Source organism: Bradyrhizobium sp. 14AA, assembly GCF_054185205.1.
The window spans coordinates 50,217-70,490 of the sequence record NZ_JAVAYM010000033.1 but is presented as its reverse complement, the minus strand read 5'-3'; the positions used below and the strand labels follow the sequence as shown (position 1 = coordinate 70,490).

At 65.3% G+C, this 20,274-nt stretch carries 20 protein-coding genes, 1 tRNA gene and 1 pseudogene; 12 read left to right on the top strand and 10 right to left on the bottom strand.

What is annotated here, in order from left to right; genetic code table 11:
* Positions 1 to 545: 545 nt before the first annotated feature.
* On the bottom strand, positions 546 to 920 hold the full coding sequence (locus RAD15_RS38775) for a response regulator (RefSeq protein WP_458183971.1): 375 nt from the start codon (positions 918 to 920) through the stop codon (positions 546 to 548).
* On the opposite strand from RAD15_RS38775, the gene RAD15_RS38770 reads away from it, so the two are divergent.
* From RAD15_RS38770 to RAD15_RS38750, 5 genes are all read left to right on the top strand, one after another.
* Positions 840 to 1,016, top strand: coding sequence for a hypothetical protein (locus RAD15_RS38770; protein ID WP_458183972.1), 177 nt, complete (start codon positions 840 to 842; stop codon positions 1,014 to 1,016). The genes RAD15_RS38775 and RAD15_RS38770 overlap by 81 nt on opposite strands.
* Before the next feature lie 461 nt (positions 1,017 to 1,477).
* Positions 1,478 to 2,188 carry a Crp/Fnr family transcriptional regulator gene (locus tag RAD15_RS38765; RefSeq protein ID WP_458183967.1) on the top strand — a complete coding sequence of 237 codons (711 nt, stop codon included), beginning with the start codon at positions 1,478 to 1,480 and terminating at the stop codon, positions 2,186 to 2,188.
* Positions 2,189 to 2,380: 192 nt separating this feature from the next.
* On the top strand, positions 2,381 to 3,079 hold the full coding sequence (locus tag RAD15_RS38760; RefSeq protein ID WP_458183970.1) for a Crp/Fnr family transcriptional regulator: 699 nt from the start codon (positions 2,381 to 2,383) through the stop codon (positions 3,077 to 3,079).
* A 159-nt stretch (positions 3,080 to 3,238) separates the two neighbouring features.
* Entirely contained in the window at positions 3,239 to 3,616 is a 378-nt protein-coding gene (locus RAD15_RS38755) for an Hpt domain-containing protein (protein ID WP_458183966.1), read from the top strand.
* A 160-nt stretch (positions 3,617 to 3,776) separates the two neighbouring features.
* Entirely contained in the window at positions 3,777 to 4,025 is a 249-nt protein-coding gene (locus tag RAD15_RS38750) for a hypothetical protein (RefSeq protein WP_458183965.1), read from the top strand.
* Positions 4,026 to 4,073: 48 nt separating this feature from the next.
* On the opposite strand, the gene RAD15_RS38745 is transcribed toward RAD15_RS38750, so the two are convergent.
* Entirely contained in the window at positions 4,074 to 4,697 is a 624-nt protein-coding gene (locus RAD15_RS38745) for a LuxR C-terminal-related transcriptional regulator (RefSeq protein ID WP_458183964.1), read from the bottom strand.
* A 339-nt stretch (positions 4,698 to 5,036) separates the two neighbouring features.
* Between RAD15_RS38745 and RAD15_RS38740 the strand changes: the two genes are divergently transcribed.
* Positions 5,037 to 6,200 carry a hypothetical protein gene (locus RAD15_RS38740; protein WP_458183963.1) on the top strand — a complete coding sequence of 388 codons (1,164 nt, stop codon included), beginning with the start codon at positions 5,037 to 5,039 and terminating at the stop codon, positions 6,198 to 6,200.
* Between the two features lie 336 nt (positions 6,201 to 6,536).
* A complete protein-coding gene (locus RAD15_RS38735) occupies positions 6,537 to 6,959 on the top strand; it encodes a hypothetical protein (protein WP_458183969.1) in 423 nt (140 codons plus the stop codon).
* A gap of 12 nt (positions 6,960 to 6,971) precedes the next feature.
* On the opposite strand, the gene RAD15_RS38730 is transcribed toward RAD15_RS38735, so the two are convergent.
* Positions 6,972 to 7,190 carry a hypothetical protein gene (locus RAD15_RS38730; RefSeq protein WP_458183962.1) on the bottom strand — a complete coding sequence of 73 codons (219 nt, stop codon included), beginning with the start codon at positions 7,188 to 7,190 and terminating at the stop codon, positions 6,972 to 6,974.
* Positions 7,191 to 7,243: 53 nt separating this feature from the next.
* Between RAD15_RS38730 and RAD15_RS38725 the strand changes: the two genes are divergently transcribed.
* Complete coding sequence (locus RAD15_RS38725; RefSeq protein WP_458183961.1) at positions 7,244 to 8,452, top strand: EAL domain-containing protein; 1,209 nt, start codon at positions 7,244 to 7,246, stop codon at positions 8,450 to 8,452.
* 41 nt (positions 8,453 to 8,493) lie between these two features.
* Here RAD15_RS38725 and RAD15_RS38720 read toward each other — a convergent pair whose 3' ends face one another.
* The gene (locus RAD15_RS38720) at positions 8,494 to 9,348 is read right to left on the bottom strand and encodes an NAD(P)H-dependent oxidoreductase (RefSeq protein WP_458183960.1); all 855 of its coding nucleotides are present in this window, start codon (positions 9,346 to 9,348) and stop codon (positions 8,494 to 8,496) included.
* 94 nt (positions 9,349 to 9,442) lie between these two features.
* On the opposite strand from RAD15_RS38720, the gene RAD15_RS38715 reads away from it, so the two are divergent.
* A complete protein-coding gene (locus tag RAD15_RS38715) occupies positions 9,443 to 10,378 on the top strand; it encodes a LysR family transcriptional regulator (RefSeq protein WP_458183959.1) in 936 nt (311 codons plus the stop codon).
* 10 nt (positions 10,379 to 10,388) lie between these two features.
* Here RAD15_RS38715 and RAD15_RS38710 read toward each other — a convergent pair whose 3' ends face one another.
* Entirely contained in the window at positions 10,389 to 11,249 is an 861-nt protein-coding gene (locus RAD15_RS38710; protein ID WP_458183958.1) for a DMT family transporter, read from the bottom strand.
* A 162-nt stretch (positions 11,250 to 11,411) separates the two neighbouring features.
* On the opposite strand from RAD15_RS38710, the pseudogene RAD15_RS38705 reads away from it, so the two are divergent.
* Positions 11,412 to 12,785 (top strand): annotated as a pseudogene (locus tag RAD15_RS38705) (aminotransferase-like domain-containing protein).
* Here RAD15_RS38705 and RAD15_RS38700 read toward each other — a convergent pair.
* Together RAD15_RS38700 and RAD15_RS38695 are read right to left on the bottom strand one after the other, a co-directional pair.
* On the bottom strand, positions 12,782 to 13,378 hold the full coding sequence (locus RAD15_RS38700; protein ID WP_458183957.1) for a GDYXXLXY domain-containing protein: 597 nt from the start codon (positions 13,376 to 13,378) through the stop codon (positions 12,782 to 12,784). The pseudogene RAD15_RS38705 and the gene RAD15_RS38700 overlap by 4 nt on opposite strands.
* Complete coding sequence (locus tag RAD15_RS38695; protein ID WP_458183956.1) at positions 13,375 to 14,646, bottom strand: DUF2157 domain-containing protein; 1,272 nt, start codon at positions 14,644 to 14,646, stop codon at positions 13,375 to 13,377. The genes RAD15_RS38700 and RAD15_RS38695 overlap by 4 nt, the downstream gene beginning before the upstream one ends.
* A 300-nt stretch (positions 14,647 to 14,946) precedes the next feature.
* Here RAD15_RS38695 and RAD15_RS38690 point away from each other — a divergent pair, with 300 nt between their 5' ends.
* Positions 14,947 to 15,957 (top strand): Bug family tripartite tricarboxylate transporter substrate binding protein, encoded by a 1,011-nt coding sequence (locus tag RAD15_RS38690; protein WP_458183955.1) that lies wholly within the window; start codon positions 14,947 to 14,949, stop codon positions 15,955 to 15,957.
* An 82-nt stretch (positions 15,958 to 16,039) separates the two neighbouring features.
* On the opposite strand, the gene RAD15_RS38685 is transcribed toward RAD15_RS38690, so the two are convergent.
* Positions 16,040 to 17,020 (bottom strand): Bug family tripartite tricarboxylate transporter substrate binding protein, encoded by a 981-nt coding sequence (locus RAD15_RS38685; protein WP_458183954.1) that lies wholly within the window; start codon positions 17,018 to 17,020, stop codon positions 16,040 to 16,042.
* Positions 17,021 to 17,099: 79 nt separating this feature from the next.
* The gene (locus RAD15_RS38680; protein WP_458183953.1) at positions 17,100 to 18,749 is read right to left on the bottom strand and encodes an FAD-dependent oxidoreductase; all 1,650 of its coding nucleotides are present in this window, start codon (positions 18,747 to 18,749) and stop codon (positions 17,100 to 17,102) included.
* Positions 18,750 to 18,852: 103 nt separating this feature from the next.
* Here RAD15_RS38680 and RAD15_RS38675 point away from each other — a divergent pair, with 103 nt between their 5' ends.
* Positions 18,853 to 19,752 (top strand): LysR family transcriptional regulator, encoded by a 900-nt coding sequence (locus RAD15_RS38675; protein ID WP_458183952.1) that lies wholly within the window; start codon positions 18,853 to 18,855, stop codon positions 19,750 to 19,752.
* 43 nt (positions 19,753 to 19,795) lie between these two features.
* On the opposite strand, the gene RAD15_RS38670 is transcribed toward RAD15_RS38675, so the two are convergent.
* Positions 19,796 to 19,885, bottom strand: a tRNA-Ser gene (locus tag RAD15_RS38670).
* Between the last annotated feature and the right edge of the window lie 389 nt (positions 19,886 to 20,274).

The following is a 20,274-nucleotide window of genomic DNA, read 5'->3' as shown; positions in this document are numbered from 1 at the left end:
AGGCGGAAGATGTTATCCAGGATCTTGGCGTTGTTCGGCTCCTGCTCGAACTTCACCAGTTGATTGTCGACGGTGTCCAGGCTCTCGCTGGTCTCCGTCAAAAACTCCCGCAACAGATCATCCATGAGCTACGCCTTACTGATCTGGGCCTCGACGCTTGAGCCGCGCTTGGCATCGACGGAAGCCCTATTTTGGATCGTTAGACATCCCCTTTCACGGTCCCGTTAATTTCATCCTCCGTGCTAATACGGATATTGAAGACAAGTTTGCCGTTCGACTGCATGCGACTGCGTTTTTCGGCAGAACCGGCTCTGCGCCGCGACGGCGGGAAGCGTTAGGTAAACGTGCCGATAACGGCGAGACGACGCGCGCCGGAAAAGCCCTGCCCGCGAAGGACGATAGGCAGGCCCCCGGTGAAATGGATCCGGGCCGCCCACGATCGCGGGTGCTCCCGCGAGGCTCGTTTGCTGTCGCGCCTAAATTCGCAAGGACTGCGTTTGCGGTAAACGAACGGTTACTCCACGTCCGCCGCGCTGCATGCCGCGCTAACCGAGGCGCGCGGCCGAGGCAATTTCGCCGTCGGGCCGATGCTCGGCCAGGCAATCCTTGATGGCGGCGAGCAGCGCGTACGGCGTAAACGGCTTGCGCAGACAGCGCGCCGCGCCGAGTTCCAGCGCCATCCGGAGGAAATCGGGTGCGGGCGAATTCAGGTTTGCGAAGGCGTAGCCGGACATCGCGATCAGCGGAATGGCCGGCGCCCGCTCGTGGAAGATCCGGATCGATTCGAACCCGCGCATGTGCGGCATGAAGATGTCGATGATCATCAGATCGAACCGTCCGTGTTCGAGCGCGCGCAGTCCGGCTTCACCGCCTTCGGCGATCGTCACCCGAAAGTTGTTGCGCTGGAGATAGACCTCGATAGCCATGCAGACCATCGGATCGTCATCGACAACGAGAAGATGGCGCAGACCTTCTGTCCCCGTTTGAGCTTCCCGTTCCGGCGATTCAATAATTGAACCGTGGGGCACGCCTTTCTCCTTTGCTTTGAATCGAGAAATGAACCATCGCGAACGTCGTTGGCGGAGCGAGGAAGACGATGGCCGCGAAATCTGCGGCCACGCGGCGCCAAGGTTCGGAGCAATAGGGTTCGGAGCAATAGTGGATGACTGTGAGCACTCGTCCAGCGGACGAGGCTGCGCGGGTCGGCCGGCGTCCGTTGGCAGCGCGGATGCAATGCTTCCGGCTCATGAAAGCCCCCTGCCGCTTTTTCCTGCGCAATTCTTGCAGGACTGGCGCGCAGCTTCACAAAGCGAATCAGCACGCCGCTCTCATTTCCGCCGCAAATGCCACAGCGTGTCTGCCCTCCAACGGGTATATGGACGGCGCCACAACCTTTAGAGTATTTTCTGTGGCCGTGCAACTGAACCACGTAGGAGTACGGCGCCGATCGGAGATCCAACGCGCCGGGCTGACCCGCATGACCATGAGCCGCCACCAACCCAACGAGTTGCTGCAAATGCTCGACGCGGTCGATTACGATCTGCTGCGCCCCCATCTGGCGACGGTCGAAATGGTCAGGGAATCTGTCTTGGCCGAGGCGGGCTCCGCAATGAGATATGTCTACTTCCCGCATCGCGGATCGGTGTCGATCACGGTGGGCCTTTCCGAAGGACAGGTGATCGAGGTCGCGATGCTGGGCCGCGACAGCGTCGTGGGCGGCGCCGCCGCGCTTGCCGACGGCATTGCATCGGCCGACGCCGTCGTGCTGTTCCCCGGCACTGCTTCCGTACTTGAAATCGCGGCTTTCCGGACTGTCGCTGCCGCAAGCGCGACGTTTCGAAGCCTGATGATCCGCAATGAGCAGTCGCTGCTCGCACATGCGCAGCAATCGCTGCTTTGCAATACGCTGCACCCGGTCGAGGCGCGGCTGGCGCGCTGGCTCTTGCGTGCCCGCGACCTGTCGGACAGCGAAATCCTGCCGCTGACCCAGGAGGCGCTGGCGCAGATGATGGGCGTGCGGCGCAACGCCATTTCACTGGTCGCACATGCGCTCCAGCGGGCCGGAATCATTCACTACACCCGCGGACAGATCGAAATCCTCGACCTTCACGCGCTGCAAGCGACGTCCTGCGACTGCTATGCGGCCGTGAAGTCCCACCACTCCCGCCTGATGGAACCCCTGGGGTGACGACGGCGCGACGCGATCCATCTGTATGCTGGCGTGCACGCAGCCTCCCGGGTAATCGACCGCGGTCGGACATCTTGTCCCAATTGCCAATATATCCCGGCGCGAACATGATGGAACTTACCCGCGCAGGACGTGAGTTCGCGTCCCTCGACTTTGGCTGGCGCAGGAGACGGGAGGCAGCTCTTGGAAACGATGGTGCGTCCCTCCAACGGTTTCCTGTCCGCGCTGTCGGCGGACGATTTTGAATTGATCCGCCCGCACCTGCGCACCGTCGACCTGCCCTCTGACGCGGTGCTGGTGGAGGCCGGCGAGACACTCAAGCGCGCCTACTTTCCTCATCGCGGCGTCATTTCGCTGGTGGTGAAACTCGCCAAGGGCGAGCATGTGCAGGTCGCCATGATCGGCCGCGACAGCTTGCTCGGGACGCTCTCGACCATGGGCGATGCCTGCGCGCTGAATACGGCCATCGTTCTGGTTCCCGGCGTCGCCTCCATGATGGATCTCGACCGGTTGCGCATCGCGGCCGACCAGAGCGGCACCTTGCGGGCGTTGCTGACCCGCCACGGGCTGGCGGTCTACGCGCAGGTCCAGCAGACCGCGGGCTGCAACGCCGCCCATCCGGTGGAGTCGCGGCTGTCGCGCTGCCTGTTGCACACCCATGACCTGTCGGGCGACTACCGGCTGCTGCTGACCCAGGAGGCCATGGCGCAGATGATCGGGGCGCGGCGCAACAGCGTGTCGCTGGTCGCCAACACCTTGCAGCACGCCAATTTCATCCACTACAGCCGGGGACACATCCAGCTCCTCAACCTGGACGGCCTGCGCCAGACGGCGTGCGAATGCTACGCCACCGTGAAGGCCCAGTACGACCGGCTGCTCGGCCCGCGCTGACCGGCGCCATCGCGTGGTAAACCGGCGGCTAACGCCGGCCAGCAAACGCCAGCCGTCCCGCTACCGGAACTGAAATTCGAATGCCGTAGACACGACCTGTGGCTCGCGCCCCGGCGCGAGCCGCGCGACAGACGAACCGTGATCAAGGCAGGCAAGACCATGTTTGAAGTGACCGTCGCGCCTGCGCGAGAGGCGACCGATGCCGTGCCCGCGCGCGAGCCGGGCGCGTATGAGGCGCTGGTGCGCGAGATCGGCGAGGACGGTGCCCGTGAGGTGCGCGACGTGTTCTGGAGCGAGACCTGCGCGCGCCTGCAACTGTTCCGCACGCTCCCGCTCGCGCAGCATCACGCCAGGATCGCGCGCGAAGCGCATTCGCTCAAGAGCGCGGCCGGGACGTTCGGCTATGTCAGGCTCGCGGCACTGGCCCTGCGGCTGGAGAAGACCGCGGAGAGGCTCGGCGATGCCGAATTCCGCGATCTCCTGAACCTGATGGACGCCGCCTACGCCTCGGCGCGCGCGCAGGAACCTCAGGCCTAGATTCTTATTTTGACGCGTTTTCGTCACGCGAACCGGATCTGCTTCGCTCGAAAACGCTTCTGCGCAGACCGCGCTAAACCCGCCGTACTTCTACGGTTTGGGATTTTTAGAGATGGCTAATCATAGGTGGCGATAGTCGCGGGAAACCAGGAGGGTTTCCATGTTCACCTACGAGACTGCGGACCAGAAGGAAGTCCGTCGCTTCCGCATTGCACAGTTCAACGGCCGGATGGCGACGGTGAAGGCTGGCGAGTCCACGGTGACCGGCTTTGTGCGCTCGGTGCTCGAGCAGGAATCCAGCATGCCGCCGCGCTGGATCATCACGATCATTCCGAACGCGCCGAAGGAAGAGCTCAAGCCGCTGCGGCCCTCATCGCGCGCACGTCCCTTCGCCGAAGATTATTTCTGAGCGCGACCGGCCTTCCCAAGGCCGCGCCGCCGGCGCGGCACAATAGCCTCAGTCGATCGAATGCAGCAGCGCCGCACGGACGAGGTCCGCGGTGTTGCGCGCACCGAGCTTGCGCATCGCCTCGGCGCGATGGCTTTCGAACGTGCGCGGACTGATCTGCATCCGAAGCGCGCCCTGCTTGTTCGAATAACCCTCGCTGATCAGCCTCAGCACTTCCCGCTCGCGCTTGGTCAGCCGCTTCTGGCCGGACAGGCCGAGCAGTTCGGCGCTGGGCACGCGCTGCGGCTGCGCCGCGCGGGCGCCCTTCGATTCGGTGTCCTCGGTCCTCGACGGGATCGGCAGGCCACCCTTGTGGGGGCCGGCGAGCTGCTTGACCAGGCCGCAGACGCGCTCGGTCTGCGCCAGCGCGTTCTCCACCACCCGCTGCAGATAGGCACGGTCACCGGTGACAGGCGCGAGCTGATCGCTGTGATGCTTGATCTCGCCCATATAGAGCAGGAGCGCAGTCAGGGGGCCGTTGAGCTCGCGGGCGATGGCGGCGGCCATTTCGTCGGCCGCCTTGGCACGGGCGGCGTTCAGACGGACGAAATCGAGCTCTTCAGTTGGAGCGGCGCTGCTTTCGTACCATTCCGACGGCCGCGAATCGGTGGCCGTATCATTCTGTGACCCCATGTCACTCGTTTACCGGAACCCGGGCCGATCTGTGGTTAACTTTTTGCTCCGTAAGACTACGGTGATTTTGGCGGTTTTGCGCTAAAACGTCGGCATCGGCACAATTTATGCTTGCGCGGGGCTGTCGTTGACCACGCAAGGGTTGAGATTTCTGCTCACATCATGGGCGGACAGGCGGACACCTCCTTAACCACCGCCTCCCGGCCGGACCCGCGCCTCCCGGATTTTACGGATATATTAACGGCGACTTGCTTTTGTTCATGACGGTTGAGAGCGCGCAAATGCCTCCACGCATTGGGCCCGCTAGCCTGCGGGACACGCTGCGAAAGATTGCGTGCCATGAACGAGATCGATCGGCTGTCGGAATTCCTGCAGAGGCTGACGCCGCTGTCGCGCAGCTGTCTGCTCAGCGAGCTCGAGCGGCTCGAGCTGTGCGGCATCGACATGCCGGGCTCGGCCGAGATCCAGTCCCACCTGCGCGCCGAGTTTCGCAAGGACGGGTCGACCCAGGCGCGCGTCACCAGCCCCTCGCGCTATTTCTTCGCGCCGCTCGAACTACTGCTGATCGACGGCGCACCCGAACATGCCAATGCGGGACGGATCTCGCGCAACACCCTCACTCCGATCTGGGAGTGGATCTGCCGCGACCTGCTGCCGACCATGGCGCGCGACTACATCAAGGCGATCGGCGACCAGGTCGCCGCCAACAACCCGAAGGAAGTGCAGAAGATCGCATCGATCTTCCAGACCAAGGTCGTCAAGGTCCTCGAGAACACCCTCGCCTCACCGGAGAGCACCGAGCTCGCACGCGGCAAGCTCGCGCAATACACGGCCTCGCGGAGCGCCTTCGACGACGTGAGGAAGATGCAGCATGTGCTGCGCGCCGGCGCCGCGCTGCCGAAATTCAACGAGAAACTGCCGGAGAAGATCACGAAATTCGGCGACGGCCAGGTCGCCCAGATCACCGCGCAACTCGACGCCTTCAAGAAGTCCCACCCCGAGGCGCTGCCCTTCGCGCTGGCGCTGGTGGCAAGGCGGCTGAAGACATCCTGGGAATTGGTGCGCCTTGCCACCAAGGCCGCCGCGAGCAAGAGCGCCGCCGACATCGCCGCCGCGCCCTATGCCTGCGTCGTTCCGATGGTGCTCGACCGGCTCGACGACAAGCGCCTGGCGCTGCGCGTCGCGCTCCGGCACAACCGGGTGCTGATCGCGCGCGACCTGCTCGCCGATATCTACGACACCGAATACGCGCTCAAGGTCCGCATCGACGGCATCGAACATTGCGAGTGGGGCACCCGGCTCCAGCAATTGATGGACGCGATCGCGGCGCTGGTGTCCGCCGAGGTGAGCCGCTTCCCTTCCAATGTCGGCCACATCCTCGGATCGCGCCGGCTGCGCAGCCACGACACGCTCGGCGGCAAGCTCTCCTATCTGGCCTGGAAGGGACGTGACGCGATCGAGGACGGTGCAGCTGCGTTCCGCAAGTTGATCGGGCAAACCTGATATCGCGCGACGCGACTATTCGGCTCGCGGCAGGCACAGGAAGCGATCCATAAATCGCCCTGACAGCACGAACCTGAACCACCAATACATCATTCGCCGCGTCGTCATTGCTGTAGTCCTCGACAGCCCACCACCGGCTGTTCGGAGCAATAGCGCAGGTGCAGCAATACAGATGTGATGTGCTTCACATTCGCGCCGTGACGCCCGCGCGCATTGTCGCAGAACCGTCACGAGCGAAGGCGGAACATGCGCGCATCGCGCGAAAATGAGTTCTTCCGCCGCGCATCGCGCTTCTATTCTCAGATCCATCGCATGAGCATTGGGAAGGAATTCGCGATGAGATCGAACCGACGGACATTGACGACGGCGGCGTTGCTTGCGGGCGCGCTGGCACTCACATCGGCGACCATGGCGCAGACAGCGCCGCAGGAAAATGCCGCGCCGACTGCCGACAACGCGGTTCTGCTCACCATTTTCTTCAAGCACGACCAATCCCGCCCGTTGAATGAGCTGAATGCGCAACTCGACAGGCAGGGCTTCCGCAAGGCGTTTCCGCCAGCCGGCATCGAGGTGGTGAGCTGGTACGTGATGATGGGCATCGGCCAGGTGGTCACGCTACGCCTGCCGGCTTCGCGGCTGCGCGAGGTCAACCGTGTCATCGAGGATACCGCCTGGGGCCCGTACCGCACCGAATTCTATCCGACCTACGACTACAAGGCGGTCGGACTGGCGCAACACGACAAAGCCACAGGCAATTGAGGCCGGCATTATTCAATTGGGCGAAGTGCGTTCGGCTTCGTCCAATTGCAGGACACCGACCGCACGCTCGCGCGCACCTCGTCTTTCGAGAATCTCCTGCAATGACGGCGTCACGCGCCTGTCACGCGCACGCAGACGTAAAGACTTCTCGAAGAATATCCGAACAATTTTAGAAGTGATGCGCGCTTTAACGTTACCCAGATAATTCAACAATCGGCTGAAGCCCTCCATATTTGAAACTGCTCACGTCGCTAACACCGGTCGCGGAACGGGAGTAGTTTGCGATGAACGATGGGATTGTTGAACTCGTCGGCCGAAGGCCTGTGACCTTCGGACGACGAAAGGTCACGCCGCGCGCCTGCGTGGCCGATAGCAAGCGTCACTTGCGCGCCTTCCTCAGCGAGGTGCTCGAGGATCTCGGCTTCGTCACCAGCGAATGCGCCAGCGCAGACGAGCTGCAAACCGTGCTCGCCAGCGAATTGCCGGACCTCATCCTGCTCGGCGTTGCCGCCGACGGTATCGAGCCGGGGAGATTTCTCGAGATACTGGTTCGCGAGGAATTTGCCGGCAAGGTCCTTGCCGTCGGCGCCCGCGAGTCGATCATCGTCAAGGCCGTGAAGCAGGTCGGCGAGGAATACGGACTTGCAATGCTGCCGCCGCTCACCACGCCCTTTGCCGCGGAAACGCTGCGCGAGCGCGTCGCGATGCTGCTGCCGGAGGAGCCGGCGCCGAGCCCGGCGGTGCATGTCGGCGAGGCCCTGCACGCCGGCTGGCTCGAGCTCTGGTATCAGCCCAAGATCGACGCGCGCACGCTGATCCGTAGCGGCGCCGAGGCGCTGGTGCGAATGCGCCATCCGACCTGGGGCGTGGTGCCGCCGGCCTATTTCATCCCGGAGCCGCAAGATCCGCATTTCCGCAGCCTGTCGGAGTTCGTGATCGGTCGCGCGATGCAGGACTGGCACTATCTTCTCGAACAGCAAAGCCCGGTCGATCTGTCGATCAATCTGCCCGCTTCGTATCTGAAGGAGCCGCAGGCAGTGCGCGATCTCTGCCGCCAGGTGCCGACGCATCCGGCATTCGGCGGGTTGACGATCGAGATCGACAGCGAGGAGGCGACTCGCGATCTCGACCTGCTGGTCGACGTCGCGCGCGAGGTGGGCTTTCACAATATCGGCCTGACGATCGACAATCTCGGCGCCAACTGGCCGGCGCTGATGGGGCTGGACAAGCTTCCCTTCGTCAATCTGAAGGCCGACCGGCACTTCGTCACCGACAGCGGCAATGATTGGCTGAAGCGTACGGTGTGCCGTCACATCGTCGAGCTGGCGCACGGTTATGGCGCGCGCACCGTCGCCGAAGGCGTCGAAAGTCGCGGCGACCTCGTCGCCGCCAACGAGCTCGGCTTCGACCTCGTGCAGGGCTTTCTGTTCGGCAAGCCGATGCCGCTGAAGAAATTCGCAAGGAGCGCCCTGACGCGGACGGTGATGGGGTGAGCGCGCTGACAGCGCACCCACCGAGCGACGCAATCGCGCAACTACGCGGTGACGGCGCGGCGATCCGTCTCCGGCTGCATGGCGCCCGGCTCCTCAGGCAGGCTCCGTTCCTCGGCCCGCCCGAGGTGAAGTGCGAAGCCGCTCCCCCCTGGACGCTCGCGGCCAGCGCGGAGCTGCATGCTCGGAACGAGGTAATCGCCGCCATTTTGGCGCCGATAGGGAATGGGCGAGGTCGTCGCAAGCGTCCTCATCCTGTCGCGCAAGCGTTCGGCAATCGATTCGAATCCGGCTTCGTCGAGCCGGTCGGCCTGATACACCACGAACGGCGGAAGGACGTCATATCCGGGATAATAGAGAATGCCGTGATTGATCGGGAACAGCAGGTCGTCGATCGGTCCGTTGATCCCGCGGGCCGAATAATGCTCCTGCCAGCCACCGGTCGTCACGATCAGCATCGCGCGTTTGCCGGCTAAGGTGCCCTCACCGTAGCGGTCGCCCCAGCGCTTGTCGCTGTGCTCGCCGACACCATACGCGAAACCATAGGCATACACGCGGTCGACCCAGCCCTTCAGGATCGCGGGCATGCTGAACCACCAGAGCGGAAACTGCAGGACCAGGACATCCGCCCACAGCAGCTTCTCGATCTCGCTCCTGACGTCGGCGGTCAATGTGTCGGCCGCGAACGCCTGCTTGGATGCCGCAGCGGGCGCAAGGCGCGCGTCGGTCGGCAGCGACGGGAAGTCGGCGCGGTCGACCTCGGACTTCCAGCCTTGAGCATGGAGATCGGACACCAGCACCTCGTGTCCCTGAGCCCTAAGCTCTGCGACGGCCACGTCTCGGAGCGAGCCGTTGAGGGAGCGCGATTCCGGATGAGCAAAGACGATCAACACTTTCATGATCAGCACCGTTGGGTTGATGATTTCGCCTGGCAGATAGCGCAGCGGCCCGCGATGCGGTAGATGTGGCCAATGGATATGATTGTGCCGGAAAATGGATAGATCGGAGGTCACGCTCGAACGCATGCGCAGCTTCGTGCGGGTCGCCGAGCGGGGAAACCTGTCCGCGGTCGCGCGCGAGCTTGGGTTCGGTCAATCGACGGTGACGCGGCACATTCGCGAGCTGGAGCAGGCCCTCGGCGTGTCGCTGCTCACGAGAACCACGCGCAGGGTCGCGATGACGGAGGAGGGTCGCAACTACTATGCCGACTGCGTGCAGATCCTGCGTCTGGTCGAGCAGGCGGGTGACGAAGCACGCAGCACGCGCGGCGCGCCCGCTGGAACGGTACGCGTCTCGTGCACCGCGGCTTTCGGCGTGCTCCACGTCAGCCGCTTCATTTTCGCGTTCCAGGACCGGCATCCGGACGTGTCGGTGGATCTTAGCCTGACCGACGAGCGGATCGACCTCGTGAAGGAGGGTGTCGATGTCGCGATCCGCCTGGCACCGCTCGCCGAGAGTTCGATGAAGCTCAGGCCGCTTGGCCAGTCGCAGCGGGTGCTCGTGGCCGCACCCGCCTATCTCGCAGCACGTGGCAGGCCCATGCGCCCACAAGATCTCGCCAGTCACGAGGGCATCAGGATGTCCAACGTCGCCGGCAGCGATGCGCTCGTGCTGCAAGGACGCCGCGGCGGTCGCCATGCGGTGCCGTTCGGCGGACGGCTGCGCGTCGATCACGGGCTCGCCGCACGAGAGGCGCTCGCGGCCGGTCGCGGCATCGCAGCTTCACATCTATGGCTCGTCGGCGACCTTCTTGCTGCCGGCAGGCTCGAACGCGTGCTTGCTGACTATGCGCTGCCTCCCGTTCCGCTGAACATGCTGATTGTGCCGGAGCGGTCCGGCGTCGCGCGGGTGCGGCTGCTGGTCGATTTCCTGGCCGAGCAGATCGCGCGACTACCAGGAATCGAAAAACCGCAACCGGGCAGGAACTAGCGAGCGATCCTCACGCAAACCGGCGCGCGAAGAAGACGCAGGCGACCACGAGCGCGGTCGCGGCGATCATGCTCCAGGCGACGGGCTCGTGCAGCAGAAGCCCTGCGAGCGCGAGGCCAAAGAACGGCTGGAGCTGCTGCAGCTGACCGATGCGGGCGATGCCGCCGATCGCGAGCCCGCGGTACCAGAAGATGAAGCCGACGAACATGCTGAACACGGAGACGTAGGCGAGCCCGATCCAGGCCGGCGCGCTGACGCCGCTCCATGTCGCCGGCCAGGTTAGAATCGCGACCGGCACCATCAGCGGCAGCGCGAGCAGCAGCGCCCAGGAGATCACCTGCCGGCCGCCGAGCCGGCGCGACAGCGCGGCGCCCTCGGCATAACCGTGCCCGCACAGGATGATCGCGGCCACCATCAGGAGATCGCCGGTGAGCGAAGCCGCGCCGCCGTTCGACAAGGCAAAGGCGGCCACCGTGGCATTGCCGAGGATGGCGAACAGCCAGAACAGCGGCTGCGGCCGCTCGCCGCCGCGCAGCACGGCGAAGATCGCGGTCGACAGCGGCAACAGCCCGATGAAGACGATCGAATGCGCGGAGGTGATGTGCCGCAGCGCCAGTGCGGTCAGCAAGGGGAAGCCGACCACGACGCCGATGGAGACGATCGCGAGCGAGGCGAGATCCTTTTGCTGCGGCCACGTCTGACGGAGCAGGCCGAGCACGGCCACACCGATCAGCGCCGCGATGACCGCGCGCGCCGACGTCAGGAACAGCGCGGAGAAGCCGCCGACGGCGACGCGCGTCGCCGGCAACGAGCCGCTGAAGATGATGACGCCGAGAAGCCCGTTGCCCCAGCCGCTGCCTGCAGATTGCATGTCCGTCTCGCTTTTGCCGAGCCGCGACCTTCCGCCTTTGCCGGTAGCAAGACCAGCGACAATCCAGTACAATCCGGCAAAACTGTATGGGTATGGAAGGCAACACACTTGGACGGCGACGCGCAAACCAAGGGCCGCGACGGGACACGCACCGCCGATGTGATGAGCGCGATCCGCGCCAAGGTCGCCGGCCGCGCACTCAGCGCCGGCGACCGCCTGCCGTCGATCCGCAGCCTCGCCGCGACGATGGGTGTTTCGCCTTCGACCGTCGTGGAAGCCTATGATCGTCTCGCGGCCGAAGGCCTGATCCGCGCCCGTCGCGGCTCGGGCTTCTATGTGTCACCGACGGCTACGCCGCCGCTGGCGCTTGCAGACGTCGAGCCGCGCCGTGACCGGGAGGTCGATCCGTTCTGGGTCTCCAGGCAATCGCTCGATACCGACGCGGCCGTGCCGAAGCCCGGCTGCGGCTGGCTGCCGCCGGAGTGGATGCCGGAGCAAGCCTTGCGCCGCGCCACCCGCGCGCTCGCCCGCACCGACGCGAACGTGCTCACCAACTACGGCAGCACGAGCGGCTCGCTCACCCTGCGCCGACTGCTGCTCGCGCGCCTCGCCGAGGACGCGATCGAGGCGTCGGTCGACCAGCTGATGCTGACGGGTTCGGGCACGCAGGCAACCGACCTGATCTGCCGCTTCCTGCTCCGCCCCGGCGACACCGTGCTGGTCGACGATCCCTGCTACTTCAATTTTCGCGCGCTGTTGCGGGCGCACCAGGCAAAGATCATCAGTGTGCCCTATACGCCGTCGGGCCCTGACGTTGCACGCTTCGAGCAGATCCTCGGTGCCGAACGGCCGCGGCTCTACATCACCAATTCAGCGCTGCACAATCCGACCGGCACGACCCTCTCGCTCCAGACCGCGCACCGGCTTTTGACCGCAGCCGCAGCGCACGACCTCACCATCATCGAGGACGACATCTTCGGCGATTTCGAACCGTAGCGCTCGCCGCGCCTTGCCGCGCTCGACGGATTGAACCGCGTGATCCGGATCGGCAGCTTCTCCAAGACGCTGTCGGCCTCGGTACGCTGCGGCTACATCGCCGGGCGAGCCGACTGGATCGAGCATCTCGTCGACCTCCAGGTCGCGACCAGCTTTGGCGGCCCGAGCCCGGTCGCGACCGAGATCATCGCCAGGGTGCTGGCCGGCGGCAGCTACCGCAAGCATATGGACGAGCTCAGGCAGAAGCTCACGCGGACGCGTCGCGATGTCGCGCGAAAACTTCAGGCACTCGGCATCGAGCCCTGGCTGATGCCGCGCGGCGGCTTCTTCCTCTGGTGCCAGCTCGTCGATGGACAGGACAGCACGGCAGTCGCGCGCGCCGCGCTGGAAGAAGATGTGGTGCTGGCGCCGGGCAACGTGTTCAGCGTCTCGCAGACCGCAACGGGCTTCATGCGCTTCAACGTGGCGCACATGAACGAGCCGCGGATGTGGGACGTGCTGCGGCGGGCGTTGAAGGCGCGCCCGGCGCGATCAGCCTAATACAACGGCTCCTCATACACCGGCTCGCCGTCGAGCAGCAGCCGCTTGATGGCGGCGCGGCCTGAGGGCAGCACGGCGGCGACAACGCGCAGCTTCTGCTGGTTGCGGGCCTGCTCGAGCTTCCTGCCCTCGCCCTCCGGCACGAAATAACTTTCGAGGCCGTATTTGATCGTCAGCTTGTCGCAGAAGATGGGGCCGGTCGAACCGCAGGAATAGCTGACGCGGCCGCGGATCAGGATTTCGGGCGCCGTGACCGCGACGGGCCCGGCATGCACCGAGACAGCCTCGTACAGCCCGTTGGCATTCGGCGCGAGCTTGACGAACACGACGGGGTTGCGCGTCTCGGACGGCTTGCCGGTGAGCGCGCCTGCGGGCAGTTGCGAGATGTCGTAGCGAAGCACGACATAGTCGCCGCGCAGGAGATCGCGGGGATCGACCGGCTGCGTCTGCAAGGTCACCTCACGGCCTTCGCGCAGGATCTGCATGCGATCGGCCACCATCACGACCAGCAGCACGCATTGCAGCAGGATGGCGACAGCGAACAGCACGGCTTTCGGGATGCGCTGCCAGAGCTTTGTGAGGGACGCGATCATCGCCCGGTCCTCGGCAGCACGCGATTGAGCGCGGTCGCAAAGGCGACCGCAGCGACGCCGGCCGCCGCAAGGAAGGCCGAGCGGCGCAGCAGCGAGCCTTTCACCGCCCAGGTGATGCCGGCAATGACACCTGCGATCCCGAGCCAGCCGGCGACGATGCGCGGGCGGACGTCGTCGAGCATGCCGGAGACGACGAGGCACAGCATGGCGCAGAGCAGCGCGGCATAGGCGAACCACGGCTCGCCCGCCCGGGTCGCCGGCCAGATCGGCGCCGCGATCAGGACGAGGCCAATCGCACATGCCGCGAGCACCTCGCCTTTGCGTTTCGTGATGGCAGCGGACGCGAGCGCAAGAGCGACACCTGCAGCCCCGCAGAAAATCGCCCAAAGCGGCTGGGCCCGCTCCGCGCCGGTCCGGAAGTGGATGATGTCGTCGACCGTGACCACCTCCAAGAAGGCGACGACCGCCAGCGAAAACGCTCCGTAGATCGACAGAACACTGCCGAGGCGAAGCGCTCTCGGCGACGGCCTTGCTGCAATCGCGAGCCCGGCGCCGAACAGCAAGGCCGCACCGTTGGCGAGCAGGAACGACGGCTCGGCCCCATCGAAGTCGAAGCGAAGGGACGTCGCGCCCCACCACGGAAGCACCGCGATCGCGACGAGATGAGCCGCCGCACGGGAATTCCAGGCGAATGCGAGCGCGGCGGCGAGGAGCCAGACCGCCACGAACGGAAGATGCAGGACGTCGGGCGCGTCGTAGGTCCGCATGCAGGTCCAGATGCAGGCGGCGACGAGGCCGACCGCGAGCGCACCGCGCGAACCGGTCAGCAGCGCGGCGGCAAATGCCCCGATCGACCACAGCAGCATGCCGCCGGCAAAGTCGTCGCCGAGATGGTACATCTGGCCGACCAGCGCGATGCCGGCGCCGAAGATGATCGCGCCGATGCTTGCGCAGAGGTCGGCAAGAACCGTGCGGCCCGCGTTGGCGAACCACGCCCCGAGGCCGCTGGCGACTCCCATGCCGGCGAGCAGGATCGCGAACCGCGCCAGCCGCGCGATCTCGGTCCAGTGCGCCGCGACGAAGGCAAGGAATGCGGCTGCGATCAACAGGCCGCCGACGATGCCGACGACCACGGCAATGTTGATGCCCGCAGGGAGCGGCGGCAACGCGCCGCGGATGGAAGCGGCCGCGGCCGGCGCGATCACGCCGTCGGCTTCCCATTGTACAAGATCGGCTTCGAGGCGCTGCCGGTAGGCTTTGTCGAACATCGTCGTGGATCACCTAACTGCCGGCGGGCGGCCTGCCGCCAGTCAGCCGGCGGGATGTTGCTTGGTCGGATCCCGCCGATGGCGGGTTCAAGACCGCGTTGGCTGCGGAGACATAGACGGTTGCTGCGCAGCTCTTTCCAGCTTGCAGGAATGATCTCGCTGCCCCACAGCTCGATCATCTTTTCATATTCTGCAAAAGAGATGCTCAGATAACGCCAATGGTTGGAAGACCCTCACAGCTGTAACTTTCAGTCAACACGGCCATAAACGGCCACACGGCAGCGAGGGAGGACTGCAACCATGGAAGGCATCGCCGTCAAGGTGATGAGAGCGCTCCTGTGTCTCGTCGCCGCGACGACGCTGGCGCTCCAGGCGGGCGCCGCGGGGGCGCAGACGGCCGCGGAATCCTGGCCGAACCGCGCGATCACCTGGGTGGTGCCGTTCGGGGCGGGCGGCGTCACCGACCTCGTCTCGCGCAAGATCGCGGAGCTGCTGCGGACACGGCTTGGGCAGCCCGTGGTGGTGGAGAACCGGCCCGGCGCTGGCGGGACCATCGGGACGGAGTTCGTTGCCCGGGCCCAGCCCGACGGCTACACCGTGCTCTACGCCTCCGGCGGACCTATGACGATCCAGCCGAACCTCGGGCTGACGAAGCTCAACTACGACCCGCTCAAGAGCTACGTCCACGTCCGCGGCGTGAGCTCGTCGAACCAGATCCTCGTCGCGACCGCGGCAGCGCCCTACAGCACGCTTGCCGAGTTCGTCGCCTACGCGAAGGCCAACCCGGGCAAGGTCAATTTCGGCTCCCCCGGCCCCGGCACCGCCCAGCACCTCGCCGGCGAGATGTTCCAGGCGGCCGCCGGCATCAAGCTGACCCACGTGCCCTACAAATCGGGCTCGAGCCAGATGACCGACATGATGTCGGGCATCCTGGACGTCTCCTTCGACTACCTCACCGTGCTCAGGCCGCTGATCGACACCGGCAAGGTCAAGGTGCTCGGCACCACCGGCGCGGCACGGCTGGCCGCGCTGCCCGACGCGCCGACGGTGCTCGAGGCCGGCTACCCGGACGCCGTCAGCGTCGGCTCGACCTGGGTCTCGGTCCCGGCCGGGACCGACCCGAGAATCGTGGGCAGGCTCTCTGAGGCGCTGATCGCCGTGCTCGCCGACCCCGCCATCGTCGCGGACCTCGCCACCAACGGCCAGGTGTCGATCGCCGACAAGGGGCCGGCCGAGATGGAGCCGTTCATCGTCGAGGAGACCGCACGCTACAAGCGGGTGATCGAGAGCGCGGGCATCGGTGCGCGTTAAAGCATGATCCGGACCCGAAGGGCCGCGTTAGCGCAAAGTGCGCCTAAAGCGCGATGACGATTCATCCTCATCGCATCGCGCTTTAGTTCGCCTTGATCCCGGCCTCATTGATCAGCTTGCCCCATTTCGTGCTTTCGCTCTGAATGAAGCGCCCGAACTGCTCCGGCGACATCGGAGCCGGCTCTGCGCCGAGGGTCCGGATCTTCTCGACCACCGACGGGTCTTTCAGGGCCTTGACGAAGGCCTCGTTGAGTCTGCCGACGATATCGGGCGGCGTTCCTGAGGGAGCAACGAGCCCGAACCAGCCCACGGCTTCGAAACCGGCAATGCCGCTCTCGGCAAGAGTCGGCACATCGGGTAAGGACGCAAGACGGCGCGCCGAGGAAACGCCGATGGCGCTGAGCTTGCCTTCGAGGATCAATTGCCGCGATGCGGGGATATCCAGCACCGCGAAGGGGACATGTCCGGCGAGGACATCGACCGTTGCCGGCGCGGTCCCGCGATAGGGAACGAGCTCCATGGCGATCCCCGCCTTCTGGGTGAACAAAGCGGCCGTCAAATGCATGGCCGTCGAATTGCCGCCATGTCCAATCGACAGCGCGCCCGGCTTTGCCTTGGCGAGCGCGATCGTCTCCGCCGTGTTGTGCGCAGGCACGTCCGCGGACGCAACGAGCACAAAGGGAATTTCCGCCAGCAGGGTGATGGGCGCGAGATCTTTCGGATCGAACGGCATCGACGAATTGAGGTGCGGGTTCACCGTCAGGGCGCCTGCCGGCGCGACGCCGAGCGTGTAACCGTCGGGCTTGGCCTGCGCGACCGCGGCCATGCCGATGTTGCCGCCCGCACCAGCGCGGTTCTCGATCACCAGGCTCTGCTTCAGCTCGGCGGTGACCAAGGGCTCGAGCGCACGGATGACCGTATCGGCACTGCCGCCGGGCGGGAAGGTCACGACGATCTTGATCAACTGCTCCGGATAGGCCGCCTCAACGGCTCCCAGCGGCAGCATGGCGAAAGTCGCGGCCGTCAGCGCGGCCAGAGTGCGGCGCCTTGCAACGTGAAACACGTTCTTCCTCCTCGATGCATTTTTTGTTGGTGAGCCACCAGGCTGGCGGCGCCGTCAGACGGGCAGCTTGACCTTCCCTTCACGCCGCCGCGCCGGTGAGGCGCGCCAGCAGGCCCGGCGGATCTTCGGGGGCGGCGTGCCCGCGCCAGGCGATATGCTGATCGGGCCTCACCAGCACCAGCTTCTCCGCATAGGCGCCGTTCGCCTCATCGGGTGCGACGTCGATCAGCGCGAACGGCACGCCGCGCGCCTCTGCGGCCGACTTCAGCCGTGATACATCGATCGCGGCATCGAACCGCAGCAAATTGTAGCCCGGTCCGAACGCGTCATAGAGCGATCGCCCGTCGCGCAAGAAGAGATGCGGCGCGCGTGCCCCCGGCACGGTGGAGGGCGTAAAACTTCCCATCGCATAAGCCGGTGGCGTCTCGCCATCATAGGCGATGATCGGCGAGGCATCGTAGTAATAGCCGAAATTGAGGCCGGCACAGCAATATTGCTGCACGTTGAGACCGTAGGCCGCTCTCGCAAGTGCTGCGCGCGCCGCATGGCCACGCGGCGTGTCGTCCTCGATCTCCACTGAGACGCCACCGCGCTGCGCCATCATCTTCATCGCATGGTCCATCGCAAAACGTGACACCTGTTCGGTGATGGGCTGGCGTTCCGCCTCATAGGCATCGAGGATCGCAACCGGCGCCCAGCCGTTCAGATGCGCCGCCAATTGCCAGCAGAGATCGACGGCATCCGCGATGCCTGCATTCATGCCGTAGCCGGCATAGGGCATCCACAGATGCGCGGCGTCGCCACAGATAAAGACCCTGCGGTCGCGGAAGCGATCGGCCACCAGCCGGCGCCCGACCCAATCCTCCTTGCTGAGAACCTTGTACTCGAAGCGCTCGTCGACGCCGAGAATGGCGCGGATCGACCAGTCGCGATCGACCGAGTCGAACTCGGGCTCATCGGGCTTGAGGTGGTTGTGGATCAGCCAGCGATCGTGACCGTCGATCGCAACCGTGGTGCCGGAGCGGCGCGGGTTGAGCGAGAGCACCATCCACGCGGGCTTGTGCGCGCCCATCAACTCCTTGAGTTGCGGCGCTTCGATGAAGGTCGATTGCACGCGCTGGATCACCGGCGTCCCCGACAGGCTCGCGCCGATCGATTTGCGCACGAGGGAACGGCTGCCGTCGCAGCCGATCACGAAGCTGGCTTCGATGCGGAGCGAGTTGCCGCTGTCGAGATCGCGCGCCAGCGCGACCACCTGATCGCCGTCCTGCTCGATGTCAGTGATCTCCGTGCGCGCCAGTATCGTGATGCGCGGCTGGGCGGCGGCGTGGCTGAACAGGATCGGCTCGAGATAGACCTGGTTGATCCGGTGCGGCGGCTCGGGCGTCGGCCACCAGGTATCGGGGCCGCCGGTCGCGCTATAGCGGCGCGCGCGGGAGGGAATGTCGATACGGCACAGCTCGATGCCAGTCGCCGTGGTCCGGTAGGAGCAATCGTTTGGGAAGTCGGCAGGGAGTCCCGCGTCGCGCAGCTTTGCAGCCACGCCGAGCCTTCGGAAGATTTCCATCGAGCGCGCCGACACGTGATTGCATTTGACGCTGGGCGGATCGCCGGCGTGGCGGATTTCCGCGACGACCACGTCGATCCCACGCGAAGCCAGGTCCATGGCCGCGGTCAATCCCACGGGCCCGGCGCCCACGACCAGCACCTGTGTCCTCATCGTCTCCATCCCCAGTATCGCCGCGGATTCGTTGACCGCACAGCATGCATTTTATTGCAGGCTCGCTTATGCGATAAGCCGGAAAGAACTTATCAATTCATGAGCTTTGCCTATGAATGTGACCTTGCGACAATTGCGGGCCTTCACCACCGTCTATCGCACGCGCAGCATCACGCGGGCTGCGCACGAGCTGGGCATCACGCAATCGGCGGCGAGCCTCTTGATCCAGCAGCTGGAAGCTCAGCTCAGCGTCAAGCTGTTCGACCGCTCCACGCGGTCGGTGCAGCCGACGCTGGCCGCCAATGAGGCGTTTCACGCAGCCGAACGCATGCTGAGCGATGCGCTGGGCCTGTCGCGGCGCATGCGCGACCTCGCGCAAGCGCGCGCCGGCCGCGTCGCCTTCGTGGCCTCGGCCGGCGCCGCGTCGGCGCTGCTGCCTTTGGTGCTCGCGAAATTCCGCGCAGGTTATCCCGACATCGAGATCGACATGCGCGACGTCGCCGCCGACGATCTCGTTCCGCGCCTGATCGCAACCGACGCGGAGTTCGCGATCGGCAGTGTGGAAGGCGAATTTCCAGAGATGACCATCGAGACGCTGACCCGCGGACGGCTGAGCGCGATCGGCCGCCGCACCGCCGACTTCGCCGCGCGGCGTTCCCTCACATGGGACGAGCTGGCGCAGATGCCAACCATCGCGATGCGCCGCGAGACGCGGATCCGCATGCAGATCGACCAGGCGCTCGGCGCGCAAGGCAAGCAGCTCGCCCCCACCTACGAAGTGACGCTGATCAACACCGCGCTCGCCATGACCGCACAAGGCCTCGGCCTCGCCATCCTTCCCGCCACGATGCTGCCGGCCGACCAGTTTCCAACACTGATTGCAAGACCGCTGGTGCGCCCGGCGATCACGCGCCCGGTGTCGCTGCTCCAGCGGCAGGGCCGAACGCTGTCGCCGGCCGCGCAGGCATTTGTGGGCACGGCCCGAACGGTGCTGGCGGAGCAATCGGGATGAGCTTCGTCGACGTCAGGCTGATTATTCGGCGCTGATTTGGTGATGGCGGAGAGGGAGGGATTCGAACCCCCGATAGGCTTGCACCTATGCCGCATTTCGAGTGCGGTGCATTCAACCACTCTGCCACCTCTCCTGAAGGCGCCATGGTAGGAGCAGGGCCCCTGTGGTTGGGGGCGTTAATAGGCGAGGATGGCGGGCCAGACAAGGCGCGGGCGACGAAAATCAGACCGGTTTTCCGCAGGTCCGACGATGTCGCGGGCGGGAACGGGACCATTTGCGGATTTCGGCGGCAGTTTGGGCAAACTGGACGCGAACTGTTCCGTCGATCTCTTGGCGATGTCCTGGCGCGAGCGCCGCGGCGGCGGCATCGGCCCCGAATCACGCATCCGGTGCAAACCCAGAGAACGGGTGGGACCGCCAGACGCGGTAAACACTGGCGGTCCCGGTGCCGCTCATTGAAATGCTGGCTGGGAAGGGCGGCTTCGCCGGCCAGGTGAGACGACGATTCGACCCTAGCGTGCG

Excerpts from the sequence above, each read along its gene's own strand:
- RAD15_RS38765 (WP_458183967.1), top strand. The coding sequence starts at position 1,478 with ATGACCATGAGCCGCCACCAACCCAACGAGTTGCTGCAAATGCTCGAC.
- RAD15_RS38760 (WP_458183970.1), top strand. The coding sequence starts at position 2,381 with ATGGTGCGTCCCTCCAACGGTTTCCTGTCCGCGCTGTCGGCGGACGAT.
- RAD15_RS38755 (WP_458183966.1), top strand. The coding sequence starts at position 3,239 with ATGTTTGAAGTGACCGTCGCGCCTGCGCGAGAGGCGACCGATGCCGTG.
- RAD15_RS38750 (WP_458183965.1), top strand. The coding sequence starts at position 3,777 with ATGTTCACCTACGAGACTGCGGACCAGAAGGAAGTCCGTCGCTTCCGC.
- RAD15_RS38745 (WP_458183964.1), bottom strand. The coding sequence starts at position 4,697 with ATGGGGTCACAGAATGATACGGCCACCGATTCGCGGCCGTCGGAATGG.
- RAD15_RS38740 (WP_458183963.1), top strand. The coding sequence starts at position 5,037 with ATGAACGAGATCGATCGGCTGTCGGAATTCCTGCAGAGGCTGACGCCG.
- RAD15_RS38735 (WP_458183969.1), top strand. The coding sequence starts at position 6,537 with ATGAGATCGAACCGACGGACATTGACGACGGCGGCGTTGCTTGCGGGC.
- RAD15_RS38730 (WP_458183962.1), bottom strand. The coding sequence starts at position 7,190 with ATGGAGGGCTTCAGCCGATTGTTGAATTATCTGGGTAACGTTAAAGCG.
- RAD15_RS38725 (WP_458183961.1), top strand. The coding sequence starts at position 7,244 with ATGAACGATGGGATTGTTGAACTCGTCGGCCGAAGGCCTGTGACCTTC.
- RAD15_RS38720 (WP_458183960.1), bottom strand. The coding sequence starts at position 9,348 with ATGAAAGTGTTGATCGTCTTTGCTCATCCGGAATCGCGCTCCCTCAAC.
- RAD15_RS38715 (WP_458183959.1), top strand. The coding sequence starts at position 9,443 with ATGGATAGATCGGAGGTCACGCTCGAACGCATGCGCAGCTTCGTGCGG.
- RAD15_RS38710 (WP_458183958.1), bottom strand. The coding sequence starts at position 11,249 with ATGCAATCTGCAGGCAGCGGCTGGGGCAACGGGCTTCTCGGCGTCATC.
- RAD15_RS38700 (WP_458183957.1), bottom strand. The coding sequence starts at position 13,378 with ATGATCGCGTCCCTCACAAAGCTCTGGCAGCGCATCCCGAAAGCCGTG.
- RAD15_RS38695 (WP_458183956.1), bottom strand. The coding sequence starts at position 14,646 with ATGTTCGACAAAGCCTACCGGCAGCGCCTCGAAGCCGATCTTGTACAA.
- RAD15_RS38690 (WP_458183955.1), top strand. The coding sequence starts at position 14,947 with ATGGAAGGCATCGCCGTCAAGGTGATGAGAGCGCTCCTGTGTCTCGTC.
- RAD15_RS38680 (WP_458183953.1), bottom strand. The coding sequence starts at position 18,749 with ATGGAGACGATGAGGACACAGGTGCTGGTCGTGGGCGCCGGGCCCGTG.
- RAD15_RS38675 (WP_458183952.1), top strand. The coding sequence starts at position 18,853 with ATGAATGTGACCTTGCGACAATTGCGGGCCTTCACCACCGTCTATCGC.